This is a genomic window from Allobosea robiniae (assembly GCF_900102525.1).
Taxonomy (GTDB): domain Bacteria; phylum Pseudomonadota; class Alphaproteobacteria; order Rhizobiales; family Beijerinckiaceae; genus Allobosea; species Allobosea robiniae.
Map to the genome: position 1 here is coordinate 224,620 of NZ_FNBZ01000001.1, position 21,781 is coordinate 246,400.

The 21,781-nt window shown below is 67.5% G+C and carries 18 protein-coding genes; 10 read left to right on the forward strand and 8 right to left on the reverse strand.

The genetic code is table 11. The features are described 5' to 3' along the window. Positions 1 to 2 precede the first annotated feature (2 nt). Genes plsY through BLQ70_RS00995 form a run of 3 tightly spaced genes read right to left on the reverse strand, consistent with a single transcriptional unit; the run spans position 3 to position 2,934 of the window. Positions 3 to 626: a glycerol-3-phosphate 1-O-acyltransferase PlsY gene (plsY, locus tag BLQ70_RS00985; RefSeq protein WP_061963852.1), complete on the reverse strand. Its 624-nt coding sequence runs from the start codon at positions 624 to 626 to the stop codon at positions 3 to 5. 29 nt (positions 627 to 655) lie between these two features. Beyond that, positions 656 to 1,972 (reverse strand): dihydroorotase, encoded by a 1,317-nt coding sequence (gene pyrC, locus BLQ70_RS00990; RefSeq protein ID WP_061963854.1) that lies wholly within the window; start codon positions 1,970 to 1,972, stop codon positions 656 to 658. A gap of 17 nt (positions 1,973 to 1,989) precedes the next feature. Next, positions 1,990 to 2,934 (reverse strand): aspartate carbamoyltransferase catalytic subunit, encoded by a 945-nt coding sequence (locus tag BLQ70_RS00995; RefSeq protein ID WP_091855463.1) that lies wholly within the window; start codon positions 2,932 to 2,934, stop codon positions 1,990 to 1,992. Positions 2,935 to 3,085: 151 nt separating this feature from the next. Here BLQ70_RS00995 and BLQ70_RS01000 point away from each other — a divergent pair, with 151 nt between their 5' ends. The 3 genes from BLQ70_RS01000 (at position 3,086) to BLQ70_RS01010 (ending at position 7,397) form a co-directional block, all read left to right on the forward strand. Continuing rightward, positions 3,086 to 4,210, forward strand: coding sequence for a serine hydrolase domain-containing protein (locus BLQ70_RS01000; RefSeq protein WP_244511865.1), 1,125 nt, complete (start codon positions 3,086 to 3,088; stop codon positions 4,208 to 4,210). Between the two features lie 216 nt (positions 4,211 to 4,426). Continuing rightward, positions 4,427 to 7,120, forward strand: a complete 2,694-nt coding sequence (gene topA, locus BLQ70_RS01005) for a type I DNA topoisomerase (RefSeq protein WP_091855464.1) — start codon at positions 4,427 to 4,429, stop codon at positions 7,118 to 7,120. Between the two features lie 28 nt (positions 7,121 to 7,148). Continuing rightward, a complete protein-coding gene (locus tag BLQ70_RS01010) occupies positions 7,149 to 7,397 on the forward strand; it encodes a hypothetical protein (RefSeq protein WP_091855465.1) in 249 nt (82 codons plus the stop codon). Between the two features lie 15 nt (positions 7,398 to 7,412). Here BLQ70_RS01010 and BLQ70_RS01015 read toward each other — a convergent pair whose 3' ends face one another. Beyond that, the gene (locus tag BLQ70_RS01015) at positions 7,413 to 8,510 is read right to left on the reverse strand and encodes a DUF2778 domain-containing protein (RefSeq protein WP_091855466.1); all 1,098 of its coding nucleotides are present in this window, start codon (positions 8,508 to 8,510) and stop codon (positions 7,413 to 7,415) included. A gap of 461 nt (positions 8,511 to 8,971) precedes the next feature. Here BLQ70_RS01015 and BLQ70_RS01020 point away from each other — a divergent pair, with 461 nt between their 5' ends. Next, the gene (locus BLQ70_RS01020; RefSeq protein ID WP_162260047.1) at positions 8,972 to 10,228 is read left to right on the forward strand and encodes an MFS transporter; all 1,257 of its coding nucleotides are present in this window, start codon (positions 8,972 to 8,974) and stop codon (positions 10,226 to 10,228) included. 4 nt (positions 10,229 to 10,232) lie between these two features. Here BLQ70_RS01020 and BLQ70_RS01025 read toward each other — a convergent pair whose 3' ends face one another. Continuing rightward, a complete protein-coding gene (locus tag BLQ70_RS01025; protein WP_091856122.1) occupies positions 10,233 to 12,563 on the reverse strand; it encodes a bifunctional salicylyl-CoA 5-hydroxylase/oxidoreductase in 2,331 nt (776 codons plus the stop codon). Positions 12,564 to 12,802: 239 nt separating this feature from the next. Between BLQ70_RS01025 and BLQ70_RS01030 the strand changes: the two genes are divergently transcribed. From BLQ70_RS01030 to BLQ70_RS01055, 6 genes are read left to right on the forward strand one after another with little or no spacing between them, the layout of a single operon-like run. Beyond that, positions 12,803 to 13,558 carry an SDR family NAD(P)-dependent oxidoreductase gene (locus tag BLQ70_RS01030; RefSeq protein WP_091855467.1) on the forward strand — a complete coding sequence of 252 codons (756 nt, stop codon included), beginning with the start codon at positions 12,803 to 12,805 and terminating at the stop codon, positions 13,556 to 13,558. 1 nt (position 13,559) lies between these two features. Beyond that, complete coding sequence (locus BLQ70_RS01035) at positions 13,560 to 14,096, forward strand: MarR family winged helix-turn-helix transcriptional regulator (protein WP_061963868.1); 537 nt, start codon at positions 13,560 to 13,562, stop codon at positions 14,094 to 14,096. Next, positions 14,096 to 14,932, forward strand: coding sequence for an enoyl-CoA hydratase family protein (locus tag BLQ70_RS01040; RefSeq protein WP_091855468.1), 837 nt, complete (start codon positions 14,096 to 14,098; stop codon positions 14,930 to 14,932). Before BLQ70_RS01035 ends, BLQ70_RS01040 begins: the two co-directional genes overlap by 1 nt. A gap of 1 nt (position 14,933) precedes the next feature. Next, a complete protein-coding gene (locus BLQ70_RS01045; protein ID WP_091855469.1) occupies positions 14,934 to 16,142 on the forward strand; it encodes an acyl-CoA dehydrogenase family protein in 1,209 nt (402 codons plus the stop codon). 60 nt (positions 16,143 to 16,202) lie between these two features. Then, on the forward strand, positions 16,203 to 17,843 hold the full coding sequence (locus tag BLQ70_RS01050; protein WP_091855470.1) for a benzoate-CoA ligase family protein: 1,641 nt from the start codon (positions 16,203 to 16,205) through the stop codon (positions 17,841 to 17,843). 47 nt (positions 17,844 to 17,890) lie between these two features. Beyond that, complete coding sequence (locus tag BLQ70_RS01055; RefSeq protein ID WP_091855471.1) at positions 17,891 to 18,298, forward strand: RidA family protein; 408 nt, start codon at positions 17,891 to 17,893, stop codon at positions 18,296 to 18,298. A gap of 9 nt (positions 18,299 to 18,307) precedes the next feature. On the opposite strand, the gene BLQ70_RS01060 is transcribed toward BLQ70_RS01055, so the two are convergent. The 3 genes from BLQ70_RS01060 to BLQ70_RS01070 are packed head-to-tail and all read right to left on the reverse strand — an operon-like array spanning position 18,308 to position 21,650. Then, positions 18,308 to 19,942, reverse strand: coding sequence for a sulfate adenylyltransferase subunit 1 (locus tag BLQ70_RS01060; protein WP_091855472.1), 1,635 nt, complete (start codon positions 19,940 to 19,942; stop codon positions 18,308 to 18,310). Then, complete coding sequence (gene cysD / locus BLQ70_RS01065; protein ID WP_091855473.1) at positions 19,942 to 20,844, reverse strand: sulfate adenylyltransferase subunit CysD; 903 nt, start codon at positions 20,842 to 20,844, stop codon at positions 19,942 to 19,944. The genes BLQ70_RS01060 and cysD overlap by 1 nt, the downstream gene beginning before the upstream one ends. Beyond that, complete coding sequence (locus tag BLQ70_RS01070; protein ID WP_244511866.1) at positions 20,841 to 21,650, reverse strand: phosphoadenylyl-sulfate reductase; 810 nt, start codon at positions 21,648 to 21,650, stop codon at positions 20,841 to 20,843. Before BLQ70_RS01070 ends, cysD begins: the two co-directional genes overlap by 4 nt. Between the last annotated feature and the right edge of the window lie 131 nt (positions 21,651 to 21,781).

Here is a 21,781-nt window from a genome sequence, read left to right on the forward strand (position 1 = left end):
TGTCAGCCCTTCTGGCCGATCTTGCCTTCGCGTCCGGCCAATAGCCGGGCGATGTTCTCCCGGTGCATGATCCAGAGTAGGACGGTGAGCCCGGCCATGACGAGCGCCGCCTTCGGCATCCCGACCCAGAACCAGAGCAGGAGCGGCGTCAACACGCTCGCGACCAGAGCCGAGAGAGAGGAATAGCGGAACAGATAGGCCAGGCTCAGCCAGATCGCTGCGAAGACCAGCGCGATCGAAGCCTTCACGCCGATCAGCACGCCAAGATAGGTCGCGACGCCCTTGCCGCCCTTGAAGCCCAGCCAGACCGGGAAGAGATGCCCGAGGAAGGCGCCGGCGCCGGCCGCCAGCGCGGCCTCGGGGCCGCCGAGGAAGCGCGCGCCGACCAGGACAGCCACCGTGCCCTTCAGCATGTCGCCGACGAGAGTGGCCGCCGCGAGCTTCTTGTTGCCGGTGCGCAGCACATTGGTCGCGCCGATATTGCCGGAGCCGATGCTACGCAGGTCCGGGCCACCGGCGAGCCTGGTCAGGATGATGCCGAAGGGGATCGAGCCGAAGAGATAGCCGACGACGAGGGCGATCAGCGTGGCGGAGCCGGAGAGGCCCCAGTTCAGAACATCCGTCATGCCGCCCGTTCCCCCGGTTCGCAGGTAGCCTAGCCCGGCTCGGCTTCGTAGACCACCCGGCCGCCGACGAAGGTCGCCTGCACGATGCCCTCCAGCCGTGCCTCGTCGAAGGGCGAGTTCTTGGCGCGGGACTTGAGCTTGCGCTTGTCGACGACGAAGGGCGCCTCGGGATCGAACAGAACGAGGTCGGCGGGCGCCCCGACAGCGAGCCTGCCGGCGGAGAGCCCGAGCAAGGCGGCCGGCCGCGCCGACAAGGCGGCGAGCAATTGCGGCAGGCCGATCTGCCCGGCCTGGACCATGCGCTGGGCAGCCGAGAGCATGGTCTCGATGCCGAGCGCGCCGTCGGCGCATTCGGCGAAGGGCTGGCGCTTGGTCTCGACGTCCTGGGGATCGTGATCGGAGACGACGACGTCGATCACGCCCTCGGCCAGCGCCGCGACCATCGCGAGGCGGTCGTCCTCGTGGCGCAGCGGCGGCGTGACCTTGCAGAAGGTGCGGTACTCGCCGACGTCGTTCTCGTTGAGGGTGAGGTTGTTGATCGAGACCCCGCAGGTGACGCGCACGCCGTCCTGCTTGGCACGACGCACCAGCTCGGCCGATTCCGCGCAGGAGATCATCGCGGCGTGGTAGCGGGCGCCGCTCGCGCGAGCGAGGCGGATGTCGCGCTCCAGCATCACCGTCTCGGCCTCTACGGGTATGCCCGGCAGGCCCTTGCGGCTGGCGAACTCGCCCTCGTTCATCACGCCCGAGCCGCGCAGCTCGGGGTCCTCGACATGGTTCATGATCAGGGCGTCGAAATTCCGGGCATAGATCATGGCCCGGCGCATGACCTGCGGATTGCGCAGGCCCCTGGCGCCGTCGCAGAAGGCGACCGCGCCGGCTTCCAGCAGCAGGCCGAACTCGGTGATCTCCTGGCCATGCAGGCCCTTGGTCAGGGCGGCACAGGAGAGGACGTTGACGACGGCCTTGTCGCGGGCGCGGCGCTTGACGAAATCGATGATCGCGGGGTCGTCGATCGGCGGATTGGTATCCGGGCGGCAGACGACCGTGGTGACGCCGCCGGCGGCCGCGGCCTGTGAGCCGGTACCGAGCGTCTCGCGGAATTCGGCGCCAGGCTCGCCCAGAAAGGCGCGGAGGTCGACAAGGCCGGGCGTCAGCACCTGGCCCTTCGCATCGATGCGGCGCACGCCCTCGCCCGTAGCGGGGGCGCCCTGCCATTCGACCGCAGCGATCATGCCGTTGCGGAGCAGGACGGAGCCCGCTTCTTCGCGACCGGTTGCGGGGTCGATCAGGCGAGCGTTGACGATCGCCAAGTCCCGCGTCGCGATGTCCTGCGTGTCAGCCATGTCCGCTCTCTTTACGCTTACGCATTCGGCAGATGCTGGGCCAGCGCGTCGAGCACGGCCATGCGGACGGCGACCCCCATCTCGACCTGCTCGCGGATCAGCGACTGGGCGCCGTCGGCGACCGCAGAAGAAATCTCGACGCCACGATTCATTGGGCCCGGATGCATCACCAGCGCGTCAGCTTGAGCGCGCTCCAGCTTCTCGTGATCGAGCCCGTAATAGCGGAAATACTCCTTCGGCGAGGGCACGAAGGCGCCATGCATGCGCTCGAGCTGGAGGCGCAGCATCATCACGATGTCGGCGCCCTCCAGCCCCTTGTTCATATCGGTGAAGATTTCGACGCCCATGCGCTCGATGCCAACCGGCAGCAGCGTCGTCGGCGCGATCAGCCGGACTTTCGCGCCCAGCGCATTGAGCAGGATGATGTTGGAGCGGGCGACGCGCGAATGCAGGATGTCGCCGCAGATCGCCACCGTCAGGCCCTGGATGCGGCCCTTGTTGCGGCGGATGGTCAATGCGTCGAGCAGCGCCTGCGTCGGATGCTCATGGGCGCCGTCGCCGGCATTGACCACCGAGCATCCAACCTTGCGGGCGAGCAGGTTGACCGCGCCGGCCGCATGGTGACGCACGACGATGATGTCCGGCCGCATGGCGTTGAGCGTCGCGGCGGTGTCGATCAGCGTCTCGCCCTTCTTCACCGAAGAAGAGGCGACGGACATGTTCATGACATCGGCGCCGAGGCGCTTGCCGGCCAGCTCGAAGGAGGCCTGCGTCCGGGTCGAGGGCTCGAAGAACAGGTTGATCTGGGTGCGGCCGCGCAAGGTCGCCGCCTTCTTCTCGACCTGGCGGGAGAGCGCGACATAGTCCTCGGCCCTGTCCAACAGCGCCTCGATGTCCAGATGGGACAACCCCTCGATCCCGAGGAGATGGCGGTGCGGATAGAGCGGTGCTGGCGATGTCATTTGAAGCAGGCTGTTTAGGCGCGAGTCGGGTGCGGCGCAAGCTCCTCCCGGCTGGGAGGACACATGTCCTGTGGGTGTTGTCTTGCGGGTCTTGGAGCTTTCGCGGAAACGGCGCTACCAATCGGGTTTTCCGCCGTGTGAGGATACCGCCTTGTCCAGCCCGACCGACGCCTTCGTTCCCGCCCCCAATGGGGCCCTCTGGCAGACGATCGCGCCCGCCGAGGCCGGCTTCGACCCGGAGAGGCTGAAGGCCGCGGTCGAGTTCGCCCGCGAGCAGGAGAGCCCCTGGCCGCGCAGCCTGTACTATCCGGATGGCAGCTATGTCGGGAATGTCGAGTGGAACGAGCGCGGCCCCTGGACCGAGATCGTCGGCCCGGTGCGCGAGCGCGGCGGCCCGGCAGGGCTGATCCTGAAGAGCGGGCGCATTGTCGCCGAATGGGGCGACACCGCCCGCACCGACATGACCTTCTCGATCGCCAAGAGCTATCTCGCTGTGCTCGCCGGCATCGCCTTCGATGATGGACTGATCAAGGATGTCGAGGAGCCGGTCGGTGCGACGGTCGCCGGCCCGGTCTTCGCCGGCGCCCATAACGGCCAGATCACCTGGCGGCACCTGCTGCAGCAATCGAGCGAGTGGCAGGGCGAGATCTTCGGCAAGTCCGACCAGGTCGACCATAACCGCCAGATCGGCCCCGGCGCCGACAACAGCCGCAAGGGCCAGCGCCGCGAACTCAAGACGCCGGGCTCGTTCTACGAATATAATGACGTGCGCGTGAACGTCCTCAGCTATGCGCTGCTGGAGCGCTTCCGCCGCCCGTTGCCGGAGGTGCTGCGCGAGCGGGTCATGGACCCGATCGGCGCCTCGCCGGACTGGCGCTGGGAGGGCTACAGCACCTCGTTCACGGATATCGACGGACGCTCGATCCAGTCGGTGCCGGGCGGCGGCCATTGGGGCGGCGGGCTGTTCATCGGCGCGCGCGACCATGCCCGCTTCGGCCTGCTGATCGGCCGCGAGGGCGACTGGGGCGGCCGGCAGATCCTGTCGCGCGACTGGGTCAGGCGCATGCTGACGCCCTCGCCCACCCTGGCCAATTACGGCTACCTCTGGTGGCTGGCGGCGCGCCCCGGCGTGCCGGCCGCGTCCTTCTCGGCGCTGGGCGCCGGCAGCAACGTGATCTGGGTCGATCCGGAGCAGGACGTCGTCGCGGTGCTGCGCTGGATCAACGGCGCCCAGACCGACGGCTTCATCGACCGGCTGGTGGCGGCGCGGGGCTGACGCCCCGCTTGCAAAGCCGGCGATCGCCCCCATGTCTCACCGCTGCATCAGCGGGCCGGCGATCGTCGTTGTCATCCATTCGGGGTTTGACAGAGCCGGCGCGCTGAACCACTTTCGCGCGCATCTTCCGAACCGCAGCGGTCTTGCGGGTCGCGGGACCGTCCGTTACGGCCGGTTCCGCGCTCTGATCAAGGCTGTTATCGAGACACGAAAATCATGAAGCTCCTCGTCGTCGAGTCGCCGGCCAAGGCCAAGACGATCAACAAATATCTCGGCTCCGATTACGAGGTCATCGCCTCGTTCGGGCATATCCGTGACCTGCCGGCCAAGGATGGCTCGGTCGAGCCCGACAATGACTTCTCCATGAAATGGGAGATCGAGGGCCGCGGTGCCAAGCAGGTCGCCGAGATCGCGCGCGCCGTGAAGGGCGCCGAGAAGCTGATCCTCGCCACCGACCCGGATCGCGAGGGCGAGGCCATCTCCTGGCATGTGCTGGAGGCGCTGAACCAGAAGAAGGTGCTGAAAGGCATTCCCGTCGAGCGCGTCACCTTCAACGCCGTCACCAAGGACGCCGTGCAGAAGGCGCTGGCCAATCCGCGCCAGATCGACCAGGCGCTGGTCGATGCCTATCTGGCGCGCCGCGCGCTCGACTATCTCGTCGGGTTCACGCTCTCCCCGGTGCTGTGGCGCAAGCTCCCGGGCGCGCGCTCGGCCGGCCGCGTGCAGTCGGTGGCGCTGCGCCTAGTATGCGACCGCGAGCGCGAGATCGAGGCCTTCCGGGCCCGCGAATACTGGTCGTTGGTGGCGACACTCGCGACCGCATCCGGCCAGACTTTCGAAGCCCGGCTCGTCGGCGCCGACGGCAAGAAGATCACCCGGCTCGATATCGGCAACGAAGCCGAGGCCAAGGCCTTCAAGGCGGCACTGGAAACCGCGCTTTTCGCCGTCAGCGAGGTCGAAGCCAAGCCGGTCAAGCGCCATCCGCAACCGCCGTTCCAGACCTCGACGCTGCAGCAGGAAGCCTCGCGCAAGCTCGGCCTCGCCCCGGCGCGGACGATGCAGCTCGCCCAGCGGCTCTATGAAGGCGTCGATATCGGCGGCGAGACCGTCGGCCTCATCACCTATATGCGTACCGACGGCGTCGACATGGACCCCTCGGCGATCACCGCGGCGCGCAACGTCATCGGCAAGGAGTTCGGCGCCAAATACGTGCCGAACGCGCCGCGCAAATACATGGTCAAGGCCAAGAACGCGCAGGAGGCCCACGAGGCCATCCGCCCGACCGATCTCGGCCGCCTGCCGGCCATGGTCGCGCGCCAGCTCGAACCCGAGCAGGCCAAGCTCTACGAACTGATCTGGAAGCGCACCATCGCGAGCCAGATGGAATCGGCCGAGATGGAGCGCACGACGGTCGACATCGCGGCCAAGGTCGGCGCCCGCAACCTAGAATTGCGCGCCTCCGGGCAGGTCGTGCTCTTCGACGGCTTCCTGACGCTCTATCAGGAAAGCCGCGACGACGAGGAAGACGAGGACTCCAAGAAGCTGCCGGCGATGAAGGCCGGCGACCCGCTGGAGAAGCGCGACATCGCCGCCGACCAGCATTTCACGGAGCCGCCGCCGCGCTTCTCGGAAGCGAGCCTGGTCAAGCGCATGGAAGAGCTCGGCATCGGCCGGCCCTCGACCTATGCCGCAACGCTCTCGACTTTGCGCGACCGCGAATATGTCCGCATCGAGAAGAAGCGCCTCGTGCCCGAGGACAAGGGCATGCTGGTCACGGCGTTCCTGGAGAGTTTCTTCAAGCGCTATGTCGAGTTCGACTTCACCGCGAATCTCGAGGAGAACCTCGACCGCGTTTCGAACGCCGAAGTCGACTGGAAGGCGCTGCTGCGCGCGTTCTGGGACGAGTTCCAGGCCTCGATCGGCGAGACCAAGGACCTGCGCGTCGGCGATGTGCTGGAAGCGCTGAACGGCATCCTCGGCGAGTACATCTTCCCGAAGAAGGCCGACGGCTCCGATCCGCGGGTCTGCCCGACCTGCGGCAACGGCCAGCTTTCGCTCAAGCTCGGCAAGTTCGGCGCCTTCGTCGGTTGCTCGAACTACCCGGAATGCCGCTATACGCGGCCCCTCTCCGTCCCGGCCGCCGATGGCGAGGCCTCGGCCGAGGGCGGCCAGGGCACGCCCGGCGTGCGCATCCTCGGCACCGATCCGGTGACGAACCTCGAAGTCACGCTGCGCGACGGCCGCTTCGGCCCCTATATCCAGCTCGGCGAGGGCGAGAAGCCCAAGCGCTCCAGCCTGCCCAAGGGCATGAGCCCGTCGAGCGTCACGCTGGAGAAGGCGTTGGCGCTCCTCTCCCTGCCGCGCGAAGTCGCCCGGCATCCCGAGAGCGGCGAGCCGATCCTCGTCGGCATCGGGCGCTTCGGGCCTTATGTCCAGCACGGCAAGGTCTACGCCAATATCGACAAGGACGACGACGTGCTCGAGCTTGGCGCCAACCGCGCCATCGACCTGATCGTCGCCAAGGAGGCCGGCGGTGGGCGCGGCGGCCGGGCGGCAACGCCGGGCCGGGCGCTGGGTGACCATCCCGCCGGCGGGGCGCTGGAGGTCAAGGCCGGCAAATACGGCCCCTATGTCGCCTGGGGCAAGATCTTCGCGACCCTGCCCAAGACGATGACCGCGGAGAGCATCACGCTGGAACAGGCGATCGAACTGGCGAACGCCAAGGCCGAGGCGAAGGGCGGCAAGGGTAAGCCGAAGGCCGCCAGCGGTGCAGCCAAGGCCAAGGCTCCGGCCAAGAAGGCGGCTGCAAAGAAGGCGCCTGCCAAGAAGACTGCGGCCAAGACGGCGGCCAAGAAAGCGGCCGAGCCGAACGCGACGGAGAAGAAGACGCCGAAGGCGGCGCGCGGCTAACCGCGCCGCGCCTCACGGAGAAGCCTGAATGCGGCGCGCGAGCTGGCTTCTGATCGGAGGCGGGGCGGTTCTCTGCCTCGTCGCCTTCGCGGGCTGGGTCGCGTTGAACCTCTTCGCCTGCGGCCTGCATTCGGGCGGCTGCAGCCTCTCCCGCTTCCGCTTTCGCTGGGAGGATACCGAAGCCCTTATGGTCTTCGTCCCGCCCTTCTTCCTGGGCTGCGTTCTGACCGCGACCGGGATCGCGTTGCGGACGGCAAATCGTCAGCAGCGGCCTTAGCGCAGTCGCCTGCGCTCAGAGGCTCGCCACCACAACGATGCGCTTGATCTCGCCGCGCAGGAAGGCCTGCAGGAAGCGATCGTAATCCTTGAAGGAAATACAGCCGTTCGAGTCGCCGCGCGGGCCGAGCAGATAGGTATGGGCGAGCAGCCCGGCCCGGCCGTGGATCGCGCCGCTGCCGCCGACCGGGTTCAGGCGAATGGCGCGCACGCCGTGGAACAGTGCCTCGCGCTCGGTCAAGGTATAGGTGTGCGGCGGGGTGACGCCCTTCATCCGGACATGGGCGTAGCGGACGTCGTCCATCATCTCGCCGAGGCCTGAATGAGCCTCCAGTCGCTCGCCATTCGGCAGATAGACCATCTTGGCCGCGATATCGTAGATCGCGGTGCCGGCCTCGGCGGTGCGCGTGGGGGTGCCGGCCGAGGGGCTGAGACGGGTGATGCGGCCACGATCGATGATGTCGTCCTGCGGCGCTGCATAGGCGAGCACGGTCCCGGCCGGCTCCTGCTGCTTCTGCACGCCGAAGAGCTTCTCGAAGAAGCTGCGGTTGTCCCCTGGCGTCGGCGCTGCGGCGGCAGTCCGGTTGCGACGCGACGTCGTCGGCTGGGCGACGCGCGGCTGGGCTTGTTGCGGCTGGAGCTGCTGCGGACCGGCCTTCGGCAGCAGATCCAAGGGGCGCGGCACCGGCATGGGAGCGGCCTTCTCCGCCAGCGTGACCGGAGGCTGCGGCGGCAGCGGCAAGGCGGGCTCCGCGGGAGCGACAGCCGCGAGCGACGAGGATGGCGGCACCGGGGCCGCCGGCTGGAACGCGGAGCGGACGGGAGCGCCCTGGACGAAGGACGTACCCTTGCCGCCCGACAGGGAGGGATCGAGCAGGCCGCTATAGGCCGCCGGCTGCTGCGCGACATGACCGGCCGATCCCTTGTGGGCGATTGCGGCGGGCATCTTCTCCGCATCGGGGCCGGGCGCGCCCTGCCCCAGCATCCAGAATCCGGACATGGCGCCGCCGCTCAGGGCGAGCGCGAGGAGAAGCCCCTTCAGCAAGGGCCTGCGGCGACGACGCGGCCGCACATAGGGCGCGCCACCTTCCCGCACATAGGTCGCATACGTCATCCGCCGCACTCTCGATACGCTTACGCCACGCCCGGCGGCCGCAGGCACAGCACGGCCGCACGCGCCTCGACCGAGGGAGGCGCGGTGCGCATCGCGGTGTGACAGGACATGCCGGGAGAACCCAAACTTCGTTCCGTATCGATAAGGCGCCGCCTTGGTTAATCGCCGGTGAACCGGATCGATAATTTTTCGCGGTTCGCGCGCGGCGGCACAGGGCCCGGCGCGCGCCTCCAAGGCCACGCGAAGACGGCACGATCGAGACCGGACGATGGAGGAAGAAAGACGGGATTTTTTCGCGACCTGCCCCGATTGGCCCATTTTTTCGGGCGAGGCTGCAATTCCAACCTATTTCTCACCAACCGGCCTTCGAATCGGATATGTCGCAAGCATCGCAACCGCAGGAGTTGCAGCCGCCGGAATCGCAGGATTCCGTGGCCGCTGCGCCGGAGGCCGGGACCGCCGTGAGCCAGCCAGCCGAGCCCCGGACGAGTTCCGTCGCAGCGCTCGGCGCAATCGTCAGCGGCGCTCTGATCCTGCAGATCGCCTCGACCATCGTGAACACGGTCGTGCCGCTCAAGATGGCGCTGGAGCAGAAGGCGCCGCTGCTGATCGGCCTTGTCGGCTCGGCCTATTCCGTCGGCTTTCTCGCCGGCTGCTTCGTCATCCCGGCCTTCATCCGCCGTGTCGGCCATATCCGCGCCTTCGGCGTCTTCGCCGCGCTGCAGGCGGTGCTGACGATCAGCTTCGCGCTCACATCGCTCGATTTCTGGGGTATCTCACGGCTCGGCATGGGCTTCGCCGGCGCCGGCCATGCGATCTGCATCGAGAGCTGGATCAGCGGCCAGGCCAAGGCCGGCCAGCGCGGGCGCCTGTTCGGCTTCTACCAGATCCTCAACCGCCTGGCGCTGATCGGCTCGCAGATCGGTGTCGGCTATGTCTCGCTGCAATCGCACGATGTCTTCCTGCTGGCGAGCGCGACCTTCTCGATCGCACTGATCCCGGTCGGCATGACCCGCGCCAAGGGACCTGAATCGGGCGAGGTCGTCTCGGTCCGGCTCAACACGATGTGGCAATACGCGCCGGCCTCGGTGATCGGCTGTCTCTATGTCGGGCTGATGGGCGGCGCGCTGACCAATATCGCACCGGCCTACGGCATCCTGATCGGCCTCGACCAAGCCTGGGCGATCCTGCTGACCGCCGGCATCCAGATCGGCGCGCTCGTGCTGCAATGGCCGCTCGGGCTGCTGGCGGACCGCGTCGAGAGCCGCAAGATCATGCTGACCGCCACCGTCTCGGTCGTGCTCTGCTCGCTGGCGCTCGGCGTCGTGCTCTGGCTCTCCGTGCCTCATACGCGCTTCTGGCTGTTCGGGCTTTTCGCCCTGATCGGCGCGGGGGCGATGCCGATCTACACGGTCGCCGTCGCGCATGCCTATTTCCGGCTCGGCCGCGAACGGGCGCTCGGCCTCTCGGCGCAACTGCTCTTCCTCTGGGCGACAGGCTCGGCGATCGGCCCCCTGGTCGCCGCCGCCTTCATGCAGACGGTCGGGCCGAACGGGCTGCTGGCCTATCTCGGCCTGCTCTCGGCGGCGGCTGCGGCCTATCTCGCCTTCCGGCTGCGGCGCAACCCGCCTTCGGCCAGCCCGTTCGGCGAGCGCCCTGCCACGGCGCCGACCATCCCGGAGGTTTCACCTTCCGGGCGTTCGCAGGGCGCAAAATAGAGTTTCAGGCCTCGATGACCGGCGCGTGGCGGCTGGGCTTGGCCTTCAGCTTCAGCGTCTCGAGTTCCTCGCGCTCCCGCGGCGTGTTGCGCATGAGCTGGTCCTTGCCGGGCCCGTACTGCACCGGCTGGTCGGTATCGACGCCGTACCAGGCGGCAGCGCGCAGCACGAAGGACGGATCGGCGAGGTGCGGCCGCCCGAGCGCTACGAGGTCAGCGCGGCCAGCTGCGATAATGGTGTTGACCTGATCGGCTGTCGTGATGTTGCCGACGCACATGGTCGCGACTTCAGCCTCGTTGCGGATGCGGTCCGAGAACGGCGTCTGGAACATGCGGCCGTAGATGGGCCGCGATTCCCGCGCGGTCTGGCCGGTCGAGACGTCGACGAGGTCACAGCCCTCAGTGGCGAAAGCCTCGGCAATGGCGACGGAATCGGCCGCCGAGAGGCCGCCCTCGGCCCAGTCCGTAGCGGAGATGCGCACCGACATCGGCTTCTCGCGCGGCCAGGCCTCGCGCAGAGCCCGGAAGACCTCCAGCGGATAGCGCAGGCGGTTCTCGACCGAGCCACCGTATTCGTCGGTGCGCTTGTTGGTCAGCGGCGAGAGGAAGCTCGCCAGCAGATAGCCATGGGCGCAGTGCAGCTCCAGCATGTCGAAGCCGGCCCGTTCGCCGCGCCCGGCGGCCGCGACAAATTCCGCCTTGACCCGGTCCATGTCGGCGCGGGTCATCTCGCGCGGCACCTGGCTTTCCGGGTAGTAGGGCAAGGGCGACGCCGAGACGATCGGCCAGGCGCCTTCCGGCAGCGGTCGGTCCATGCCCTCCCACATCAGCCTAGTCGCGCCCTTCCGGCCGGCATGGCCGAGCTGCAGGCAGATCTTCGCCGTCGAGTGGGCGTGGACGAAGTCGACGATCCGCTTCCAGGCGGCTTCCTGCGCATCGTTCCAGAGCCCGGTGCAGCCGGGGGTGATACGCGCATCGGGCGCGACGCAGGTCATCTCGGTGAAGATCAGGCCGGGGCCGCCGATGGCGCGGGAGCCGTAATGCATCAGGTGCCAATCATCAGGCAGGCCGTCCTGCGCCGAGTACTGACACATCGGCGAGAGCGTCATGCGATTCTCGACCCGCATCTCGCGCAGCTTGAACGGCTGAAAGGCCGGCGGCACCGGCGCGCCGTCCTTGCGTCGCTTGGCCAGATCCCCGAGCCCGTCGGCGACGAGCTTGTCGACAGCCTCAACCATGTCCGGCGCCCGCAGCGCCAGATTGTCATAGGTGATTGCCTTGGAGCGGGTCATCAGGCCGAAGGCGAAGCGCAGGGGCTCGAAATCCCAGAAGCGCTTGAGCTCCTCGAACCAGACCAGAGAGACGTCGGCCGCGTGCTGGGTCTTCTCGACCTCCTCGCGGCGCTGCGTCTCGAACAGCTTCAGGCCGGCCGCGACATCGAGCTTCGCCTGCCCCATCGCCCTGTGCAGGGCGATGGCATCCTCCATCGCGAGCTTGGTGCCTGAGCCGATCGAGAAATGCGCCGTCGCCTTGGCGTCACCAATCAGCACGACATTTCCGACCACCCAATGACGGCAGCGGATCATCGGGAAATTGCGCCAGAGCGAGCGGTTGGTGATCAACCTGTGGCCCTGCAGTTCCTCGGCGAAGACGCCTTCGAGGAAAGCTGCCGACTGCGCCTCGTCCATGGCGCCCAGGCCAGCCTTCGCGAAGGTCTCGGGGTCGGTCTCCAGCACCCAGGTCGAGCGGCCGGCCTCGTACTGGTAGCAATGGGCGATGAAGACGCCGTGCTCCGTCTCCTTGAAGAAGAAGGTGAAGGCGTCGAAGGGACGGGTCGAGCCCATCCAGGTGAAATGGTTGGGGCGCAGGTCGGTCTGCGGCTGGAAGCGCTCGCGCCAGTTCTCGCGGATGCGGCTGTTGATGCCGTCGGCGCCGACGACGAGGTCGTAATCGCGCTTCAATGTCTCGGCATCGGCGATCTCGCTGCCGAAATGCAGGTTGACGCCGAGCTCGCGCGCCCTCGCCTGCACCAGCATCAGGAGCGAGCGACGCGAGCAGCCGCAGAAGCCGTTGCCGGGCACGCGGAAGGTGTCGCCCTTGAAGTGGATCTCGATATCGTCCCAGTAGGCGAAATTGTCTCGGATCGCGGCATAGCTCTGCGCATCCGCAATCTTGAACGTATCGAGCGTCTGGTCGGAGAAGACCACGCCGAAGCCGAAGGTGTCGTCCGGCTGGTTGCGCTCGAAGACGTCGACCGTCAGCTCCGGCCAATCCCGCTTCATCAGGAGCGCGAAATAGAGCCCCGCCGGCCCTCCGCCCACGACCGCGATACGCATCGACGCCTCCATCCGGGAGCCGGGTCGATCCGGCTTGAGAAATTATTTTAAGCCTGAAATGTTTTTGTCCTCAAGAGGATTTTGCGGCAGCCACCGCGGGGCCAGGCCGCTCGATACTCAAAAGCGCCCTGCCGGACTGCCAGCTTGCGCTCGAAATTCCCTTGCATCGCGGCTGCCATCAGGCTGCTTGCAAATTCCTTCAGACTTAAAATATATTCTCATCCGGAGGTCGAGCGGCCATGACACTGCGGGAACAGCGTGCACTGGTGACGGGCGGCGGACGCGGCATCGGCCGAGCCATCGCCGCCGGGCTGACAGCAGCCGGAGCCAGGGTCAGCATCCTCGGGCGCGACGAGGCGACCTTGCGGGAGGCCGTCGCAGCTGGCGTCGCGGCCGATTACGCAACTTGCGACGTGCGCGACGAAGCCTCGGTTGCCGCGGCGCTGGACCAGCTCTCGCGCGAACCAGCCTTCGACATCGCCATCGCCAATGCCGGCGCGGTCGAAACCGGCCCGTTCATGCGCAGCGACAACGAGCGCTTCCGCCGGATGCTCGACATCAACCTGATCGGCACGGTGAACCTGTTCCACGCCACTTTGCCGGCCATGCTGGAGCACCGCCGCGGCCGCCTGATCGCCATCGCCTCGACGGCGGGGCATCGCGGCTATCCGTATGTCAGCGCCTATACGGCGGCGAAGCATGCCGTGATCGGGCTGGTGAAGTCACTGGCGCTGGAGACGGCGCGCTCCGGCATCACCGTCAACGCGGTCTGTCCGGGCTATGCCGATACCGACATGGCGACCGCCAGCATCGACAATGTCGCCAACAAGACCGGCAAGAGCCGCGAAGAGGCGCTCGCGGCGATGATCAAGGACAATCCGCAAGGCCGGCTGATCGCGCCGGAAGAGGTCGCCGCCGCCGTGCTCTACCTGTGCGGGCCGGTCAGCGATGCCGTCACCGGCCAGTCGCTCATGATCAATGGCGGGGAGTTCTGAGATGGAAACGCCCTCTTCCGCCCTCGTGCTGGACCGCGAGACCAAGGCCAGCGAGCGCCCCGGCGACCACAAGGACGAACTCCGCCTGTGGCTGAGGATGCTGACCTGCTCGACTCTGATCGAGACCGAGATCCGCAACCGGCTGCGCGAGGAGTTCAAGACCACGCTGCCGCGCTTCGACCTGATGGCCCAGCTCGACAAGACCGCGGTCGGCATGACCGTCGGCGAGGTCTCGCAGCGCCTGATGGTCTCAAACGGCAATGTCACCGCCGTCGTCGCCGGCCTCGTGACGGATGGGCTGGTCGACAAGCGCTCCGCCCCGCAGGACCGGCGCGTGCAGATCCTCACCCTGACCGCACAGGGTCGCAAGGTCTTCCGCGCCATGGCCGAGCGCCATGAGGACTGGATCGCCGAGTTGTTCGCCGGACTCGACCAGCCCGCCATCGCGCAGCTTTTCCGGCTGCTCGGAGAGACCAAGACCTCGCTGCATCGCGCCATTGCGGGGCGGGCCGGCGAAGCCGCCAAGGGAGACGCCTGATGGCAGAGATCGCCAATGCCACGACCCTGCCGCTGGCGGGTTTCACGCCGGAGCATTTCAGCCTCTCGGTCTCCGGAAAGGTCGCGACGGTGACGCTGAACCGGCCTAAGAAAAAGAATCCGCTGACCTTCGCAAGCTACCGCGAACTCACGGATTTCTTCCTCGCCGCGCAGAAGGAAGAGGCGGCCAAGGCGATCGTGGTGACCGGCGCCGGCGGCAATTTCTCCTCGGGCGGCGACGTCTTCGAGATCATCGGGCCGCTGGTCGCGATGGAGACCAAGGACCTGCTCAAGTTCACCCGGATGACCGGCGAGCTGGTCAAGGCGATGCGGGCCTGCCCGCAGCCGATCGTGGCGGCGATCGACGGTGTCTGTGCCGGCGCGGGCGCGATCGTCGCCATGGCCTCGGACCTCAGGCTGGGCACGGCCGGCAGCAAGATTGCCTTCCTGTTCAACCGCGTGGGCCTCGCCGGCTGCGACATGGGCGCCTGCGCGATGCTGCCGCGCATCATTGGCCAGGGCCGTGCCGCGGAGCTGCTCTATACCGGGCGCGTGCTCAGGGGCGAGGAAGCCGAGCGCTGGGGTTTTCTCAACCGCATCTGCGCCTCCGAGGCCGTGCTGCCGGAAGCGCAGACGCTCGCTGCCGAACTGGCTGATGGCCCGACCTTCGCCAATGCGATGACCAAGCGCATGCTCGAAATGGAATGGGCGATGTCGGTCGAGAGCGCGATCGAGGCGGAAGCCGTGGCGCAGGCGCTCTGCATGCAGACCGAAGACTTTTCCCGCGCCTATCACGCCTTCGCCAACAAGCAGAAGCCGGTCTTCGAGGGCAACTGAGATGAGCAGCGCTTCTCCTCTCGGCCTCGACATCCTCGGCGACACGCTGGACTGGCCGGTCTTCGAGGAGAGCCATCGCGCTTTCGCCGCCGAATTGTCCGGCTGGGCCGATTCCTATCTCGCCGACCTGCCGCATGATGATGTCGACGAGGCCTGCCGGGCGCGCGTCGCAGCTTTAGGTGCTGCGGGCTTCCTGAAGGCGGCCGTGCCGGCTGCCTATGGCGGGTTGTCCGAAAAACTCGATGTTCGCACGCTCTGCCTCGCCCGCGAGATTTTGGCCGCGCATGACGGGCTCGCCGATTTCGCCTTCGCCATGCAGGGACTCGGCACCGGCGCGATCTCGATCGCCGGCTCCGAGGCGATGAAGCGGCACATCCTGCCGGATGTCGCTGCCGGCAAGCGCATCGCCGCCTTTGCGCTGTCCGAAAAGGAAGCCGGATCGGATGTCGCAGCGATGGCGACGACCGCGACGCCGGACGGCAATACCCATGTCCGCATCGACGGCGAGAAGAGCTGGATCTCGAATGGCGGCATCGCCGACCATTATATCGTCTTCGCTCGCACCGGCGAGGCCCCGGGCGCGCGCGGCCTCTCCGCCTTCCTGGTCGAGGCCGACACACCCGGCCTCACCATCGCGGAACGCATCGAGGTGATCGCGCCGCATCCGCTGGCCACCTTGCGCTTCGAAAGCTGCCGCGTGCCGCTCGAGAACCGCATCGGCGGGCCCGGCGACGGCTTCAAGGTCGCGATGGCGACGCTCGATATCTTCCGCTCGACCGTCGGCGCTGCCGCGCTCGGCTTCGCGCGCCGGGCACTGCATGAGACGCTCGCCCACGCCAATGGCCGCAAGCTCTTCGGCGGCACGCTCGGCGATCTCCAGCTTTCGCAGGCAGCCATCGCCGACAGTGCTGCCGAGGTCGATGCCGCCGCTCTCCTCGTCTACCGCGCCGCCTGGACCAAGGACCGGGGCGCGGCGCGCGTCACCCGCGAGGCAGCGCTGGCCAAGCTCGTCGCGACCGAGAACGCCCAGAAGGTAATCGACCGGGCTGTGCAGATCCATGGCGGGCTCGGCGTCACCAAGGGCGTCAAGGTCGAGGAACTCTACCGGGAGATCCGGGCCCTGCGCATCTACGAGGGCGCCTCGGAAGTCCAGAAGGTCGTGATCGCGCGCGACCTCCTGAAATCACATGCCGGAAGAGCAGATCGTTAGAGCCGGATTCACCGATCGGGCTGGCGGCCTGTTCGGATCGGGCTCTCGCAGGGGAACGCCATGACAGCAACCGGATTCGCGAGATCGGGGCATCAGGACAGCTTCGCGCGGAACAACCTGCCGCCGCGCGAAAGCTGGCCCGATCTGAGGCTGGAGGAGGCGGGGCTCGCCTACCCCGAGCGGTTGAACTGCGTCGTGGAGCTGCTCGACCGGCATGTCGACGAGGGGCATGGCGGGCGCACCGCCGTGATCGCCAACGACCTGCACTGGAGCTATGCCGACCTCACTGAGGTGGTGAACCGCATCGCCAATGTGCTGACCCGCGATCTCGGCATGGTCAGCGGCAACCGCGTACTGCTGCGCGCCGGCAACACGCCGATGATGGTCGCCGCCTATCTCGCCGTGATCAAGGCCGGCGGCGTCGCGGTCGCGACCATGCCGATGCTGCGCGCGGGCGAGCTCGCCTATCCCCTGCGCAAGGCCAGGATCGCGCTCGCGCTCTGCGACCATCGCCTAACGGCCGAGTTGGAGACCGCCAGGGTGCAAGCGCCGGAGCTCGCCCGCATCGTCGCCTTCGGCGGTGCAGGCAGCGAACTGGAAGCGCTGATGGCGCAGCCCGGCTACGAGGATTTCACGGCCGTCGACACCGCGCGCGACGATGTTTGCCTGATTGCCTTCACCTCCGGCACCACCGGCGAGCCCAAGGGCACGATGCATTTCCACCAGGACATGCTGGCGATCTGCGATTGCTATGGCGCCCGCGTGCTGAAGGCCTCGCCGGACGATCGCTTCACCGGCTCGCCGCCGCTCGCCTTCACCTTCGGGCTCGGCGGGCTCGTGCTCTTCCCGATGCGGATCGGCGCGGCGATGGTGCTGCCCGAGAAAGCCGGCCCGGCCGATCTGATCGACGCAATCGAGCGCCACAAGGTCAGCGTCGTCTTCACGGCGCCGACCGCCTATCGCGCCATGCTCGACAAGCTCGACGGGCGCGACATCGCCTCGCTCCGCACCTGCGTCTCCGCCGGCGAGGCGCTGCCCAAGGCGACCTTCGATGCCTGGCAGGCGCGGACCGGCATGCCGCTGCTCGACGGCATCGGCGCGACCGAGATGCTGCATATCTTCATCGGCGCGCCGCGCGAGGCGATCCGGCCGGGCGCGACCGGAACTCCGGTGCCGGGCTATGAGGCGAAGATCGTCGACGCCGAGGGGCGCGATGTGGCGGACGGCACGCCCGGGCGCCTCGCCGTGCGCGGCCCGACCGGCTGCCGCTACCTCGCCGACCCGCGCCAGGCGGTCTATGTCCTCGACGGCTGGAACATCACCGGCGACACCTATCTGCGCGATGCGGATGGCTACTTCTGGTACCAGGCCCGTTCCGACGACATGATCGTCTCGGCCGGGTACAACATCGCCGGTCCCGAGGTGGAAGCCTGCCTGCTGATGCATGAAGCCGTGGCCGAATGCGGCGTGGTCGGCGCGCCCTGCCCCGAGCGCGGACAGATCGTGAAGGCCTATGTCGTGCTGCGCGAGGGCGTCACCGGTGACACCACGCTGGCCAAGGCGCTGCAGGAGCACGTGAAGGCCAGCATCGCGCCCTACAAGTACCCGCGCGCGATCGAATTCGTCGCCGCCCTGCCGAAAACAGCGACCGGCAAGCTGCAACGCTTCGCCCTGCGCCAGATGGCCCAGGACGAGACTTGATTTTCCCGTCAACAGAGCCTGAACGGCCGAAACCGAGGCGATACGCCATGTCCGACCTTCCGCAATCCCGCGCCATCCTGCCCGAAGGCTGGCCGCAGCCGCGCGGCTATGCCAACGGCATGGTGGCGGAAGGCCGCGTGCTGGTGACCGGCGGGCTCGTCGGCTGGGACGCGCAAGGCGTCTTCGCCGAGGGCTTCATCGGCCAGTTGCGCCAGACCTTCCTCAATATCAGGGCGGTGGTCGAGGCCGGCGGCGGGCGCGTCGAGGATATCGTGCGCCTGACCTGGTATGTCACGGATATCGCGACCTATCGCGCCAGCCTCAGGGAGATGGGGCCGGCCTATCGCGAGGTCTTCGGCCGGCATTTCCCGGCCATGGCGGTGGTCGCCGTCACCGCACTGGTCGAGCCGGAGGCGCTGCTGGAGATCGAGGCGACGGCGGTGGTGGGGGCCTGACCCCGCGCCCTAAATCCCCGCGCCGTCCTGCAACGCCCCGACCGGCGCCTTGCGCCAGAGCCGCATATGCAGCGCCCGCAAGCCGGGACGCAGCAGGATGTCGCCGAAGGCGAGCGCCAGGGACGCGGCCGCATTGGCCGTCAGCACGAAGGCTGCCGCGAACAGCCCGGCCGTGCTCAACACACGCCAGCTGATCCCGGCAAGCCATGCCCGGCGGTCCGGCGTGCCCCGCCGGCCGACGACGCGAAGAACGCCGCGCTTCGCCTGCGCCAGCGCCCCGCCCTCCCCAACGGCCTGTCGAGCCTCGCCCTCGGCGGGTTCGACGAAGCCGAAGGCCACCGTCTCGTTGCTGATCCGGTCGATCAGGATGAAGCCGCCGAGCTGGTGGCTCTGCGCGTAGGGCAGCGAGACCAGCGGCCGATCGAGCCGGAGCGTGACGAGACCGATGCCGTTCATGCCCAGGCTCTGCGCCGGCAGCGGCTGGAAACCCTCGATATCGATGCTGTGATGCAGTGCTTCGACCGTGGCATTGGCGCTCTGCGTCGCGAGCTTCACCAGAAATTGGCCGCCTTCGAGCATGGCCCGCTCGCCCGTCCAGAGCAGGCGTGCCTTCAGGCCGCGGCTCACCGGCAGCGCCGCCCCGGCAGCGGCGATGACGTCGCCACGCGAGATGTCGATATCGTTCTCCAGTGCGACCGTCGCGGCCTGACCGGCAGCGATCTGGCTTGCCTCGCCGGCTGCGCCGATCAAACGTGCGATGCGGCTGGTGCGGCCGGAGGGCAGCGCGACGACGGGGTCTCCGACACGAGCGCGACCAGCAACCGGCGTACCAGCATAGCCGCGGAAATCGAGATCGGGCCGGTTCACCCATTGCACCGGCAGGACGAAGCCTTCGTCACTGGGGGCAGCGCGAGCGGCCGCGACGCCCTCAAGATAGGGCAGTAGCGCCGGGCCATCATACCAGGACATCAGCGTCGACGGGCGCATGACGTTCTCGCCGTCGCGGGCCGAGACCGGGATGAAGCGGATCGAGGCAAAGCCGAGGCTTTTCACCGCCGCGCGGTAATCCTCCGCGATGCGTTCGAAGACGGCGGCGTCATAACCGACGAGGTCCATCTTGTTGATGGCAACCACGACATGGCGGACGCCGACCAGCGAGACGATGAAGGAATGGCGGCGCGTCTGCGGCAGCAGGCCTTTGCGTGCATCCACCAGGATGATGGCAAGATCGGCTGTCGAGGCCCCCGTCGCCATGTTGCGGGTATATTGCTCGTGGCCGGGTGTGTCGGCGACGATGAAGCTGCGCGTCTGCGTCGCGAAATAGCGATAAGCGACATCGATGGTGATGCCCTGCTCGCGCTCGGCCGAGAGGCCGTCGACCAGCAAAGCGAAATCAGGCGCCTCGCCTTGCGTGCCGAACTTGCGGGAATCGCTGTCGAGAGCGCTGAGCTGATCGTCGAAGACCGCGCCGGCCTCGTAGAGCATGCGGCCGATCAGCGTCGACTTGCCGTCATCGACCGAACCGCAGGTGATGAAGCGCAGCAGCGAATGCTGGCCGGTTTCGGATGATGCCGGCGCATCGTTGGCCGGAAGCGGCGTCTGCACCGGTTTCGGTGCCTTCTTCTTGGCGAGCGCGAAGCCCATCAGAAATAGCCTTCCTGCTTCTTCTGTTCCATCGAGCCCGAGCCGTCATGGTCGATGACGCGGCCCTCCCGCTCGGAGGATCGTGACGAACGCATCTCGGCGATGATGTCGGTGAGGTTCGCCGCCTCGCTCTCGACGGCGCCGGTCAGCGGGTAGCAGCCCAGCGTCCGGAAGCGGACCATGCGGGTCTCGATGGTCTCGCCGGGGCGCAGTTCCATGCGCTCGTCGTCGCGCATGATCCAGGCGCCGTCGCGCCGGACGACCGGGCGCGGCGCCGCGAAATAGAGCGGCACGACCGGGATGTTCTCCAGCGCGATGTAATCCCAGACATCGCGCTCGGTCCAATTGGAGAGCGGAAACACGCGAAAGCTCTCGCCGCGATGCTTGCGGGTGTTGAAGAGCTGCCAGGGTTCGGGCCGCTGGTTCTTCGGGTCCCAGCGATGCTCCGGCGAGCGCAGCGAGAAGACGCGCTCCTTGGCCCGGCTCTTCTCCTCGTCGCGGCGCGCACCGCCGAAGGCGGCGTCGAACTTGTGGAGGTCGAGCGCCTGCTTCAGCCCTTGCGTCTTCATCACGTCGGTATGGACGCGCGAGCCAGAGCTGAAAGGATTGATCCCTGCCTCGACGCCCTCGCGGTTGATATGGACGATCAGATCGAGCCCGAGCCGCTGCGCCGTCTCGTCGCGAAAGGCGATCATCTCGCGGAATTTCCAGGTCGTATCGACATGGAGCAGGGGGAAAGGCGGCTTGGCAGGATAGAACGCCTTCATCACGAGATGCAGCAGGACGGCGGAATCCTTGCCGATCGAATAGAGCAGCACCGGCTTGTCGCAGGTCGCTACGACCTCGCGGATGATGAAGATCGCTTCCGCCTCGAGCTTCTGGAGATGGCTGAGCTGGATCATGCGCGCGCCTCCGCCGGTGCGGCCTGGGCACGCGCCAGTTTCCCGTCCTGCCCGACATGCAGGCCGCATTCCTTGGCCGCATCGTCCTCCCACCACCAGCGGCCGGCCCGCTCGGACTCGCCGGGGCGGATGGCGCGAGTGCAGGGCTGGCAGCCGATGGAGACGAAGCCTTGCGCGTGCAGCGGATTGACCGGCACATCGTTCTGCTGCGCGAAGGCGAGCGCGCGCTCTCGCGACCAGTCGATGAGCGGGCTCGCCTTGACGAGGCCGCGGGCCGCATCGGCCTCGGCCAGCTTCACCCCGCCTCGCGCCGCCGACTGATCAGCGCGTAGGCCAGTCAGCCAGATATCGGCACCGGCGAGCGCTCGGCCCAGAGGCTCGACCTTGCGGATATCGCAGCAGGACTTGCGGGCGTCGCGCGAGGCATAGAAGCCGTTGATGCCGTTCTGGCGGACATGGAGTTCAAGCGTGTCATGGCGCGGGTAGTACGGGCGGATCAGGATGCCGTAGCGCTCCTCGGTCTCCTGCCAGAGTGCATAGACCTCGGGAAAGAGCCGGCCGGTATCGAGCGTCGCGAAGGTGACAGGCAGCTTTGCGGTCGCGATGAAATGGGTGAGGACCTGGTCTTCGAGGCCGAAGGAGGTGGTGAAGACCACGCGACCGTTCGCTTCCGCGACGATGCCGGAAACGCGCGCGGGCACGTCCGCCTTGCCGAACGCCGCATCGAGCGCGGCCGCGCGATGCATCAGCAGCGCCTCTGCCGGCGTTGTCGTCGAGGGTTCGTCCGAGCCGAAGCCGTTCGCCATGGTCGTGGCCGCCTGTTCGGTAAATCGAACGAACCACTTATACCCATGACGACCAAGGTTCAATTTACAGCCGGTAGCGTGTTTTTTCTTATTTTACTTCCATTGGAGAAGTTTGTTTTGGTGAGTGCTCT